Source organism: uncultured Actinomyces sp., from assembly GCF_963542285.1.
Classification (GTDB): domain Bacteria; phylum Actinomycetota; class Actinomycetes; order Actinomycetales; family Actinomycetaceae; genus Pauljensenia.
In genome coordinates, this window is sequence record NZ_CAUTWQ010000010.1 from 55578 (window position 1) to 68771 (window position 13194).

The 13194-nt window shown below is 57.8% G+C and carries 8 protein-coding genes; 7 read left to right on the forward strand and 1 reads right to left on the reverse strand.

The features are described 5' to 3' along the window. The first annotated feature begins 204 nt into the window (after nt 1-204). Both rpoB and rpoC read left to right on the forward strand, forming a co-directional pair. A complete protein-coding gene (gene rpoB, locus RW023_RS05675) occupies nt 205-3690 on the forward strand; it encodes a DNA-directed RNA polymerase subunit beta (protein ID WP_315580290.1) in 3486 nt (1161 codons plus the stop codon). Between the two features lie 15 nt (nt 3691-3705). Continuing rightward, a complete protein-coding gene (gene rpoC, locus RW023_RS05680) occupies nt 3706-7605 on the forward strand; it encodes a DNA-directed RNA polymerase subunit beta' (protein WP_315580296.1) in 3900 nt (1299 codons plus the stop codon). Between the two features lie 247 nt (nt 7606-7852). On the opposite strand, the gene RW023_RS05685 is transcribed toward rpoC, so the two are convergent. Next, nucleotides 7853-8407, reverse strand: coding sequence for a hypothetical protein (locus tag RW023_RS05685; protein ID WP_315580291.1), 555 nt, complete (start codon nt 8405-8407; stop codon nt 7853-7855). Between the two features lie 555 nt (nt 8408-8962). On the opposite strand from RW023_RS05685, the gene RW023_RS05690 reads away from it, so the two are divergent. The 5 genes from RW023_RS05690 to RW023_RS05710 all read left to right on the forward strand — a co-directional run. Next, entirely contained in the window at nt 8963-9175 is a 213-nt protein-coding gene (locus RW023_RS05690; RefSeq protein ID WP_315580292.1) for a hypothetical protein, read from the forward strand. 465 nt (nt 9176-9640) lie between these two features. Then, nucleotides 9641-10015: a 30S ribosomal protein S12 gene (gene rpsL / locus RW023_RS05695; protein ID WP_009408771.1), complete on the forward strand. Its 375-nt coding sequence runs from the start codon at nt 9641-9643 to the stop codon at nt 10013-10015. After that, complete coding sequence (gene rpsG / locus RW023_RS05700) at nt 10015-10485, forward strand: 30S ribosomal protein S7 (protein WP_034501300.1); 471 nt, start codon at nt 10015-10017, stop codon at nt 10483-10485. The genes rpsL and rpsG overlap by 1 nt, the downstream gene beginning before the upstream one ends. A gap of 82 nt (nt 10486-10567) precedes the next feature. Further along, the gene (gene fusA / locus RW023_RS05705; protein WP_315580293.1) at nt 10568-12691 is read left to right on the forward strand and encodes an elongation factor G; all 2124 of its coding nucleotides are present in this window, start codon (nt 10568-10570) and stop codon (nt 12689-12691) included. A 162-nt stretch (nt 12692-12853) separates the two neighbouring features. Next, nucleotides 12854-13194, forward strand: a 341-nt coding sequence (locus RW023_RS05710) for a GTP-binding protein (RefSeq protein WP_315580294.1), incomplete at its 3' end; no start/stop codon positions are given.

Sequence of the window (13194 nt, forward strand, 5' to 3'; positions counted from 1 at the left end):
CGTCAGCTGAACGTGAGGTTGGACATATTCTTGTCCGTACATTGCACCCCTATATTCGTGTGCCTAAAATGAGTATTTGCGCTTTATTGTGCCCGAGGTGGCCCGTATCCATTCGCTGTAATAGGCGCTGGGCGGATGCGGACGGTGCCAGTTAATGGGCTAAAAGGCGTGTGCGCGCAATGAAAACGCAGGGAAGGACCCCCGTTGGCTGCAAGTACCAACACTGCCAACCAGCCCAAGAACCGCATTTCTTTCGCTAAGCTCCGCGAGCCCCTGCAGGCACCGAACCTGCTCGGCCTGCAGACCGAAAGCTTTGACTGGTTACTGGGAAGTGACGCATGGAAAGCACGCGTGGATGCCGCAAAGGCTGCTGGACGCGTGGATGTTCCGGATGTTTCCGGCCTTGAAGAAATTTTCCAAGAGATCTCGCCGATTGAAGATGTGGCTCGCACCATGTCTCTGTCATTCCGTGATCACCGCTTGGAACGACCGAAGTACTCGGTCGAAGAAGCAAAAGCTAAGGATTACACCTACTCGGCACCCATGTACGTGACCGCCGAGTTCATGAACTACAACACGGGTGAAATTAAGTCCCAGACCGTGTTCATGGGCGATTTCCCGCTCATGACCCCCCGTGGCACCTTCATTATCAATGGCACCGAGCGTGTCGTTGTCTCTCAGCTGGTCCGTTCGCCCGGTGTCTACTTCGAACGTACCTCGGATCGTGGTTCGGACAAGGAAATCTTCAACGCGAAGATCATCCCCAGCCGCGGTGCATGGCTGGAGTTCGAGATCGATAAGCGCGACGCTGTCGGCGTGCGTATCGACCGCAAGCGTAAGCAGTCGGTGACCCACTTCCTCAAGGCGATTGGCCTGACGGAAGGTGAGATTCGCGAGCAGTTCGCCGAATACCCTATTCTTCTTGAGACTCTTGAGAAGGACACCGCGCGTACCCGCGAAGAGGCACTGACCGATATCTACCGCAAGTTGCGCCCGGGTGAGCCCGCAAACGTCGAGGCCGCTGAAGCACTCCTGCACAACTTCTACTTCGATCCCAAGCGCTACGACCTGGCAAAGGTTGGCCGCTACAAGATCAACAAGAAGCTTGCGGTTGATTCCCCCGAAGGCACCTCTGAACTGGTGCTCTCGATCAACGACATCGTTGCAACGGTGAAGTACCTGCTTGCTCTGCACACAGGTGAGAAGACCTTCGCAGGCGTCCGCCACGGCGAGCCCGTTGAGGTCCGCGTTGAGTCCGACGACATCGATCACTTTGGTAACCGTCGTATTCGCGCTGTGGGTGAGCTAATCCAGGCTCAGGTTCGCACCGGTCTTGCACGTATGGAGCGCACCGTCCGCGAACGTATGACCACTCAGGAAACGGACTCTATTACTCCGCAATCCCTGATCAACATTCGTCCCGTTGTTGCGGCGATCAAGGAGTTCTTCGGAACCTCTCAGCTGTCGCAGTTCATGGACCAGAACAACCCGCTGGCCGGTCTGACGCACAAGCGCCGTCTGTCGGCACTGGGTCCCGGTGGCCTGTCTCGCGATCGCGCCTCCATGGAGGTTCGTGACGTTCACCCCTCGCACTACGGCCGTATGTGCCCGATTGAAACCCCTGAAGGCCCGAACATTGGTCTGATCGGTTCGCTGGCAACCTTTGCTCGCATCAACCCCTTCGGTTTCATCGAGACCCCCTACCGCATCGTTCGCAACGGACAAGTGACCGACGAGGTCAACTACCTGACCGCTGACGATGAAAAGGGACACTTCATCGCTCAGGCTTCTTCGCCTGTCGATGACGAGGGCCACTTCGTTGATGAGCAGGTTCTGTGCCGTGTCGCAGGCGAGGATCCGACGCTGATCGCCCGTGATCGCGTGGATTACATGGACGTTTCCGCACGCCAGATGGTGTCTGTGGCAACCGCGTTCATTCCCTTCCTCGAGCACGACGACGCGAACCGAGCCCTCATGGGTGCGAACATGCAGCGTCAGGCTGTTCCCTTGCTCACCACGGAAGCGCCGCTGGTGGGTACCGGTATGGAACAGCGTGCCGCACATGACTCCGGTGAAATGGTCATCGCTCAGCACTCCGGTGTTGTCACCGAAGTTTCCGCCGACCTGGTCGTCGTGACCACGGACGAAGGCGGACGCGATACCTACCGCCTCGAAAAGTTCGAGCGCTCGAACCCCGGCAACTGCACCAACCAGCGCGTCATCGTTGATGAAGGCCAGCGCGTGGAGGTCGGCGATGTCCTCGCTGATGGCCCCGCTACCGACAACGGTGAAGTTGCACTGGGTAAGAACCTGCTGGTTGCTTACATGTCGTGGGAAGGCCTCAACTACGAGGACGCCATTATCCTGAGCCGTCGCGTTGTTGAAGACGATGTTCTGACCTCGATTCACATCGAAGAATATGAAGTCGACGCCCGCGAAACCAAGCTCGGTGAAGAAGAGATCACCCGCGATATTCCGAACGTTTCGGAAGAGTCGCTGTCTGATCTTGACGAGCGCGGCATCATTCGTATTGGCGCCGAGGTCACCGCTGGCGACATCCTCGTCGGTAAGGTTACCCCGAAGGGTGAAACCGAGCTGACCTCCGAAGAGCGCCTGCTGCGCGCAATCTTCGGTGAGAAGGCCCGCGAGGTTCGCGATACCTCGCTGCGTGTTCCCCACGGTGAAGAGGGCATCGTTATTGGCGTTCGTGAATTCAACGACGACGAAGATGATCTCAACCCCGGCGTTCGTCAGACCGTTCGCGTCTACGTCGCACAGCGCCGCAAGATCACCATTGGTGACAAGATGGCAGGCCGTCACGGTAACAAGGGCGTCGTTTCCAAGATCCTCCCGGTCGAAGACATGCCCTTCCTCGAGGATGGAACCCCGGTTGATATCATCCTTAACCCGCTGGGTGTCCCCGGCCGCATGAACGTCGGTCAGGTCCTTGAGTTCCACCTCGGATGGCTTGCCCACCAGGGTTGGGACGTCTCGGAAGCTGTCAAGGCTGGCGAAGAGTGGACCAAGCACTTGCCTGAGGACGGCATTACCGTTGCCCCCGAAACCCCCGTCGCGACCCCGGTCTTCGACGGCCTCGAGGCCGAAGAGCTCGCAGGTCTGCTGCGCAACGTCAACCCCAACCGCGATGGTGATGTCCTCACCAACGCCGAGGGTAAGGCGCGTCTCTTCGACGGTCGTTCCGGCGAACCCTTCCCGTACCCGATCGCAGTGGGCTACGCCTACATGCTCAAGCTGCACCACCTGGTTGACGACAAGATTCACGCTCGCTCGACCGGTCCGTACTCGATGATTACGCAGCAGCCCCTGGGTGGTAAGGCTCAATTCGGTGGCCAGCGCTTCGGTGAAATGGAAGTGTGGGCCCTGGAGGCGTACGGCGCTGCCTACGCACTGCAGGAACTGCTCACCATCAAGTCCGATGACACCACCGGACGTGTCAAGGTTTACGAGGCAATTGTTAAGGGCGAGGACATCCCCGAACCTGGCATCCCCGAATCCTTCCGTGTTCTGATCCAGGAAATGCGTTCGCTGTGCCTGAACGTCGAAGCTCTCGACGCAGCCGGCAACGTGATTGACCTGCGTGAAGAAGATGACGACTTCAATGCGCGTGAGGAACTGGGCATCACTCTTGATGCGCGTCCGAACGCCGCGGCGACCATCGATGCGATCTGATAAGGAGCAATGACTTTGCTGGACGCCAAGACGTTCGACAGTTTGAAGATCACCCTGGCCACGGGCGACGATATCGCCTCGTGGAGCCACGGTGAAGTGAAGAAGCCGGAGACCATCAACTACCGTACGCTCAAGCCCGAGCGTGACGGTCTGTTTGGTGAGCAGATCTTCGGCCCCACCCGCGACTGGGAATGCGCGTGTGGTAAGTACAAGCGCGTGCGCTACAAGGGCATCATCTGCGAAAAGTGTGGCGTTGAGGTGACGCGCTCCAAGGTGCGTCGTGAGCGTATGGGTCACATTGACCTTGCCGCCCCCGTCACCCACATCTGGTATTTCAAGGGTGTTCCCTCGAGACTGGGCTACGTGCTGGATCTGGCTCCGAAGGACCTGGAAAAGGTCATCTACTTCGCTGCCTACATGATCACTGAGGTTGACGAAAAGGGCCGTGACGAGGATCTGATGGATCTGCGTTCTGAGCTCGAGGTCGAAAAGACCCACCTCGAGAACCAGCGCGATGCTGCGATTAATGAATTCGCAGAGCGCTTGGAAGCAGAAATTGCTGAACTCGAAGCAGGCGATGCATCCGCAACCGAGATCGAGCGGCGCCGCAAGGCAGGCGAACGCGATATGGCCAAGATCCGTCGTCGTTACGAGGGCGATATCGAAGGCCTCGAGACGGTGTGGGAGCGCTTCAAGTCTCTCAAGGTCGGTGACCTCGAAGGTGATGAGCGCCTCTACCGTGCGATGGTTGCCCGCTATGGCACCTACTTCAAGGGTGACATGGGCGCATCCGCCATCCAAAAGCGCCTGCAGACCTTCGATCTGGAAAGCGAAGTTGAACAGCTTCGTGCAATCATCCAGAACGAAAATGGTCCGCGTAAGACACGTGCCATCAAGCGTCTGAAGGTTATCAACGCCTTCGTTGCGACCGGCAACAAGCCCGAGTCCATGGTTCTGACAAAGATTCCGGTTATTCCGCCGGACCTGCGCCCCATGGTTCAGCTTGATGGTGGCCGTTTCGCGACCTCTGACCTGAACGACCTGTACCGTCGCGTGATCAACCGCAACACCCGACTCAAGCGCCTGCTTGAGCTGGGCGCGCCTGAGATCATCGTCAACAACGAGAAGCGCATGCTTCAGGAATCTGTTGACGCTCTCTTCGATAACGGACGTCGTGGCCGCCCCGTTGCAGGCCCCGGTAACCGTCCGCTCAAGTCGATCTCTGACATGCTCAAGGGTAAGCAGGGTCGTTTCCGTCAGAACCTTCTGGGTAAGCGCGTCGACTACTCGGGTCGTTCCGTTATCGTCGTCGGCCCGCAGCTGAAGCTCCACCAGTGTGGTCTGCCCAAGCAGATGGCTCTGGAACTCTTCAAGCCCTTCGTGATGAAGCGCTTGGTTGAGAAGAACTTCGCCCAGAATGTGAAGGCTGCAAAGCGCAAGGTTGAACGCCAGCGCCCCGAGGTGTGGGACGTCCTCGACGACGTCATCCGTGAGCACCCCGTGCTGCTGAACCGTGCACCTACGCTGCACCGCCTGGGTATTCAGGCCTTTGAGCCCCAGCTCATTGAAGGTAAGGCAATCCAGCTGCACCCGCTGGCTTGTGGCGCCTTCAACGCAGACTTCGACGGTGACCAGATGGCAGTTCACCTGCCCCTTGGCGCAGAGGCACAGGCTGAGGCCCGTATCCTCATGCTGTCGACCAACAACATCCTGAAGCCCTCTGATGGACGCCCCGTTGCCATGCCTTCGCAGGACATGATCATCGGTCTGTTCCACCTGACTTCGGATCCCGATCCGTCGCTTCCGGTTGCTCGTGATGAGAACGGCGAGGAAATCATCCCCGTCTACTCAACGGTTGCTGAAGCACGCATGGCCTTCGATAACGGTGATCTTCACCTGAACCAGCGCGCACGTATCCGCTTTGCGGGTATTGTTCCGCCGCTGGATTGGGAAGCACCCGAGGGCTGGAGCGAAGGCGACGACATTATTCTGGAAACCTCGCTGGGCCGCGCGATCTTCAACGAGCAGCTCCCTGTCGACTACCCCTTCGTCAACGAAGTTGTCGGCAAGAAGCAGCTGGGCCAGATCGTTAACACCCTGACCGAGCGTTACCCGAATGTTCTGGTCGCTGACTGCCTGGATGCACTCAAGTCCGCTGGTTTCCACTGGTCGACATGGTCGGGCATCACCATTGCCTTCTCCGATATTCAGGCATCGCCGAACAAGCGTGCGATCCTTGCTCGTTACGAGGCCAAGGCCGCTGAGATCCAGGATCAGTTCGAGACCGGTATCATCCTCGAGGAAACCCGCTACGAAGAGCTGGTTGACCTGTGGCTGAAGTGCACCGAAGAGGTCGCAGAAGATATGCGCGATCACTTCTCCGCACGTAACACTGTGTACCGAATGGTTTCATCCGGTGCTCGTGGTAACTGGTCGCAGGTTCAGCAGCTGGCTGGTATGCGTGGTCTGGTGTCTGACCCGAAGCAGAAGCTCATCGAGCAGCCCATTAAGGCGAACTACCGCGAGGGCCTGACGGTTCTCGAGTACTTCATCGCTACCCACGGTGCCCGTAAGGGTCTGGCTGATACCGCACTTCGTACCGCTGAGTCTGGTTACCTGACCCGTCGTCTCGTCGACGTCTCACAGGACGTCATCGTCCGCGAGGCCGACTGCGGCACCCGTCAGGGCGTGCGCATCAAGATCGCGCAGAAGAACTCTGCGGGTGAATGGGAAGCAGTGGACACCATCGAGACCACTGCGTACGCACGTACTCTGGCCCGCGATGCGGTTGCAGAAGACGGCACTGTCGTCGCCCACGCTGGCGATGACCTCGGTGATGCACAGCTTGCTGAGCTGGTTGCAGCTGGAGTCGAGGAAGTTGTCTGCCGCTCCGTCCTGACCTGTGAATCTCAGGTTGGTACCTGTGCGACCTGCTACGGTCGTTCACTGGCCACCGGCAAGCAGGTGGATATCGGCGAAGCCGTCGGTATTATCGCCGCCCAGTCGATTGGTGAACCCGGTACCCAGCTGACGATGCGTACCTTCCACACCGGTGGTGCGGCCTCGGCAGCCGATATTACCCAGGGTCTGCCGCGTGTTCAGGAACTCTTCGAAGCGCGTAGCCCGAAGGTCGAAGCCAAGATGAACGAGGCCGCTGGTCGCGTTCACATTGACGATGAAGATCCGTCGGTACGTCGCATTGTCATCATCCGTGATGACGGTAAGGAAGATTCGGTCGTCGAGGTTTCTCGTCGCCAGAAGCTTCTGGTCGAAGAGGGCCAGCACATCGATGCCGGTACCGCACTGACCGAAGGCCAGCTCGATCCCAAGGAAGTTCTGCGCATCATGGGCCGCAACGTGGCTCAGAAGCAGCTTGTGGACGAGGTCCAGAAGGTCTACCGCGATCAGGGCGTTGGTATCCACTCCAAGCACATCGAGGTTATTGTCCGCCAGATGCTCCGCAAGGTCACCATCCTGGAGCCCGGCGACACCTCCTTCATGCCCGGCGAACTTGTCGACCGCATGGCCTACTTGGCGCAGAACCGCAAGGTTGCTGCTGAAGGTGGCCAGCCTGCATCCGGTCGTCAGATGCTCATGGGCATCACGAAGGCCTCGCTGGCAACCGACTCCTGGTTGTCCGCAGCGTCCTTCCAGGAGACCACGAAGGTTCTGACCGAGGCCGCGATGAACGGCAAGTCGGATCAACTTCTTGGCCTCAAGGAGAACGTCATTCTCGGTAAGCTCATCCCGGCAGGTACCGGCCTGTCCCGTTACAACAACGTCACGGTTGAGCCCACCCCCGAGGCAATGGCGAACTCGAACTACTCCGAGCTCGATTTCCAAGATGGCCAGGTGTCCGCGGACTTCCTGGATGCCCTTGGAGCGATCGACTTCGGTATGACCTTCAAGGAGTAATCCTGTTGGAGTTAATCCGGTAAGAATCGGACAGCTTCAGTCTTGACGGGCGTTAGGTTCTGACTGTTATGTGGCTTTGATGGTCATACGGTTCTGATCGCCGTAACGCTCTAGAGGTCGTAAGGCCCGGTCTGCTTGTGCAGACCGGGCCTTCACCGTTTCACTGCGGTGTCTGGGTGCTGGTCGTCCTCGGCCTGTCGTCGGTCGTCCTTCGTCCCTCTCCTGCTTTAGCTCACTGATTCCGGGTCTATTGCTGTTCTGAAGGTGCAGGTGAGCGAGCTAAAACAGGAATGTGTGAGCCAAAACAGGAGTCTGGTTGGTCATCGTCGGTAACAAATCCGGTTGGGCGATGCCTTTTTGTGTGGATGCGTCGTTTTGGTCCGTCGCATTCGGCGCTGGGAAGAGACCATATTCGTTCACATTCTGCGCTCGGCAGAAGACGTTTCACCCCTAAATTTGACGCAATAGCACGACGTAAAGCTGGGAAGTCTTCAAGGTCGGCCCAAGAGACTCTGAAGATTTTCCATCCGAGATTAATGAGATCCTGCTGGCGACGCATCCACACGTGTTCTGCGGATAATCCATCTGAACGCGGAAGAGAAAGTTTGCTCACTCCATCTGTCTCGATGATCAACTGGAGAGCGGGAATAACAATGTCGCCGAAGTAGCGACCATATCTGCCGTGAATCTCAAATTGTGTCACGATTTCACCGGAATAGAGGGTACGAACTACCCAAAGAACCGCGGCCTCGAAAATGTTTTCGCAGCCACCGTCGGCAAAAGCGAGAATCGAATGCGCCATCGCATAATTCCTGTGCGATAGTCGATCAACTAAAACGGCGAATAGTCTTTCTCTTGCTATCTCAACGCGAGTTCGAGATATTTCCAGTGCAAAATGCGAAAAGTCTGAAAGCGAATGTAACGCCATGCACGCGGCTACAAAAGCCTCAAGAGGTTCTTCATTGAGTGCAATTCGAACTACTGCACTTTCAACAGACTCAACAGCGAGGCCTTCGGGAAGTCGTACCACCGTGTGGGGTTTGTGAGAACGAAGAGTAATCGCACACGGAGGAACGCACATGTTCTGAAACTTCACACTGGCGAAGGGGATAGTTCGTCTACCTCCGTCTTCACACCAATACTCAACATTGGGATTCGTTACCCATGTATGGATTGAATGAAGAAGCAAGGCGGATCTTCCGGTAAATATACGGTTGCTTCGGGCGAGCGCAGCTGATGCGAATACGCGGGAGAGTGCAACTGCCTGCCACAAATCCCAGAGAGGAACTTTGTCTGAGGAATGAAAACGTGCGTAGTAGCCGCGTCGAATTCGGCAGACTGTTGGATCTTCGCGTAAATGACGGAACGTATTATGTCGAGTTTGAATGTTCTCAATTGTGACAGTACTCATCTCCTCAGTGTCTCTGAAGGAAAGGGCCTCGAAACCCTGACTCGTGTTGTTGTGGAAAACTCCGATTCTTGGGTATTCCTGTGGAAATGGGTATTCCTGTGGAAAGAGGAATCGAGCGGCGCGATGGGGAGCTTCCACCTAGTGTCGGTGTCGTTCTAGTGCGGTGTGTACTCCTGGTTTAGCTCGCTGATTCCGGGCCTGTAGCTGTTCTGAGGCCGCAGGTGAGCGAGCTAAATCAGGAATGAGGGAGCTAAGACAGAAGTGGTCAGTTCCACAAACAATGTGAACAATCTGGCTTTGACGGGAGCGGGAATAGCTGACTATTCTTGAACTCGGTACCCGTGACTGAACGGGTTTCCTATGTCCACATTTTGTGTGGACAGTTCCCAAGCGGTTCTTCTCCGTGATTTTATCGCGGCGACTATGAGCCACATGTGGAACGCGCGGGCTCCCTCCGTCGGAGCTCCGGGTGTCATTCTCTGACGCGGCTGAGGCCTCGTTATCATGGCACACCGGCCCCTGGCGGATCGCTGTGCGCGCTGGGGGATTCAAACAGTCGCGGAAGACTGAGACATGGGTTTAAGGAAATCCTTAAACCGTAGACGGAATTGAACTGGAGAACCAGTGCCTACCATTCAGCAGCTCGTCCGCAAGGGCCGCAGCTCCAAGCGTGCGAAGGTGAAGACCCCCGCGCTTAAGGGCTCGCCCCAGCGTCGCGGCGTGTGCACCCGTGTGTACACCACAACCCCTAAGAAGCCGAACTCGGCTCTGCGTAAGGTCGCTCGTGTGCGCCTTTCGTCTGGCATCGAGGTCACCGCGTACATTCCCGGTGAAGGCCACAACCTGCAGGAACACTCGATCGTCCTCGTTCGTGGCGGTCGTGTGAAGGACCTCCCCGGCGTGCGTTACCGCATCGTCCGTGGCGCTCTCGACACCCAGGGTGTCCGTGGTCGCCAGCAGGCCCGTTCCCGTTACGGCGCAAAGAAGGAGAAGAAGTAATGCCTCGTAAAGGCCCCGCTCCCAAGCGCCCCCTGGTCGACGACCCGGTATACGGTTCAAAGATCGTGACCCAGCTCGTGAACCGCGTGCTCCTCGACGGTAAGAAGACCGTTGCAGAGCGCATTGTTTACGGCGCACTCGAAATCGTTCGTGAGCGCACCGAGCAGGAACCCGTTTCCGTGCTCAAGCGCGCACTGGACAACATTCGCCCGGCCCTCGAAGTTCGCTCCCGCCGTGTTGGTGGCGCGACCTACCAGGTCCCGGTTGAGGTTCGCCCCGCACGTGCGACCACCCTCGCGCTGCGTTGGCTCGTGGACTTCTCGCGTCAGCGTCGTGAGAAGACCATGACCGAGCGTCTCGCCAACGAGATTCTCGATGCCTCCAACGGTCTTGGCGCCGCTGTCAAGCGTCGTGAAGACATGCACAAGATGGCTGAGTCGAACCGCGCGTTCGCTCACTACCGCTGGTGATCACCCCTCCCGCTTCGCGATGACCCCATCCGGAGCGGGCAGGATGTTTTAACACCCTCACTTCAAACGAAGGACTGATGTAGTGGCACACGAGGTGCTTACTGACCTCAATAAGGTTCGCAACATCGGCATCATGGCTCACATCGATGCCGGCAAGACCACCGTGACCGAACGTATTCTGTTCTACACGGGCATCAACTACAAGATCGGCGAGACGCACGATGGCGCCTCGACCACCGACTGGATGGAGCAGGAAAAGGAGCGTGGTATTACCATCACCTCCGCAGCCGTGACCTCCTTCTGGAACGGTAACCAAATCAACATCATCGACACCCCCGGTCACGTTGACTTCACGGTTGAGGTTGAGCGCTCGCTGCGCGTCCTCGACGGTGCAGTTGCCGTGTTCGACGGTAAGGAAGGTGTCGAGCCCCAGTCTGAGACCGTGTGGCGTCAGGCTGACAAGTACGACGTCCCCCGTATCTGCTTCATCAACAAGATGGACAAGATGGGTGCGGACTTCTACTTCTCGGTTCAGACCATTCGCGATCGTCTTCACGCAACCCCGATCGTCATGCACCTGCCCATCGGCGCAGAGAATGACTTCGAGGGAACCGTCGACCTTCTGACCATGGAGTCCGTGCGTTACCCCGCCAAGGACGAGAACGGCCAGCCCACCCTGGGCGCGCTCGTCGTTCGTGGCGAGATCCCCGCAGAACTCCAGGAGAAGGCAGAAGAGTACCGCGAGGCGCTCATGGAAGCTGCAGCGGAAGGCTCTGACGAGCTGACCGAGGCCTACCTTGAGAACGGCGAACTGACCGTTGAGCAGATCAAGCAGGGCGTTCGTGCGCTGACCATCTCCGGTCGCGCATTCCCTGTCTTCTGCGGTACCGCACTGCGCAACATGGGTATTCAGCCCGTGCTCGATGCGGTTATCGACTACCTCCCCTCGCCGCTGGACATCCCCGCGGTTCGCGGCTTCAAGCCCGGACACGACGAAGAAGAGCGCAATGAGGTCCGCGAGGCCTCGGAGAAGGAACCCTTCGCAGCGCTGGCCTTCAAGATTGCAGCTCACCCCTTCTACGGCAAGCTGACCTTCATCCGTGTCTACTCCGGCAAGCTGGAAGCTGGCTCGCAGGTCCTCAACTCGACCAAGGGCAAGAAGGAGCGCATCGGCAAGATCTTCCAGATGCACTCCAACAAGGAGAACCCGGTCGAAGAGGCACATGCAGGCCACATCTACGCCGTTATCGGCCTCAAGGACACCACCACTGGCGATACGCTCTGCGCGATCGACAAGCCGGTTGTTCTTGAGTCGATGACCTTCCCCAAGCCCGTGATCCACGTGGCCGTTGAGCCCAAGTCGAAGGCTGACCAGGAGAAGATGGGCGTCGCCATCCAGAAGCTGGCTGAAGAAGACCCGACCTTTACGGTCGAGCTCGATCCCGAAACCGGCCAGACCGTCATTGGCGGTATGGGTGAGCTTCACCTCGACATCATCGTCGACCGTATGCGTCGCGAATTCAAGGTCGAGGCAAACGTTGGTAAGCCCATGGTTGCTTACCGCGAAACCATTCGTAAGAACGTCGAAAAGTTCGAGTACACGCACAAGAAGCAGACCGGTGGTTCCGGTCAGTTCGCGCGTGTCATCATCGCGCTTGAGCCCATCCCGGCCGGCTCCGAAGAAGAGTACATCTTCGAGGACAAGGTCACCGGTGGACGCGTTCCTCGCGAATACATCCCCTCGGTTGACGCTGGTATTCAGGACGCCATGCAGAATGGTGTTCTTGCCGGTTACCCGATGGTTGATGTCAAGGCAACCCTGCTTGATGGTGCATACCACGAAGTCGACTCTTCGGAAATGGCCTTCAAGATCGCAGGTTCGATGGCATTCCGCGAGGCCGCAAAGAAGGCTTCCCCGGTTCTGCTCGAGCCGATCATGGCCGTCGAGGTCCGTACGCCCGAAGAATACATGGGCGACGTCATCGGCGACCTGAACTCTCGTCGTGGTGCAGTCCAGTCCATGGACGAGCAGCACGGTGTGCGCGTGGTCCGCGCACAGGTTCCGCTGTCAGAAATGTTTGGTTACATTGGCGATCTGCGTTCCAAGACGCAGGGTCGCGCGGTGTACTCCATGCAGTTCGATAGCTACGCCGAGGTCCCGCGTAACGTCGCGGATGAGATCATCGGAAAGTCTCGGGGCGAGTGAGTCCCACAGGGTTGGATGCGGCTCAGGAACAGCCAAAATTGTTCCTGAGCTGTGACCGACCTGACAAGAATCAATAAACCTGTAGGTCTCATGCCCCATTGGGTGTTATGCTGACACCTAGCCATAGGCTGAGAATTTCTACCCGAGTCCAGGAGGACACAAGTGGCGAAGGCCAAGTTCGAGCGCACCAAGCCGCACGTCAACATCGGTACCATCGGTCACGTTGACCACGGCAAGACCACGCTGACTGCAGCAATCACCAAGGTTCTGCACGACAAGTACCCGGATCTGAACGAGTTCACCCCCTTCGATCAGGTCGACAACGCTCCTGAAGAGCGCGATCGCGGTATTACCATTAACGTCTCTCACGTTGAGTACCAGACCGAGAAGCGTCACTACGCACACGTTGACGCCCCCGGCCACGCTGACTACGTGAAGAACATGATCACCGGTGCGGCACAGATGGATGGCGCCATCCTCGTTGTCGCCGCCACCGACGGCCC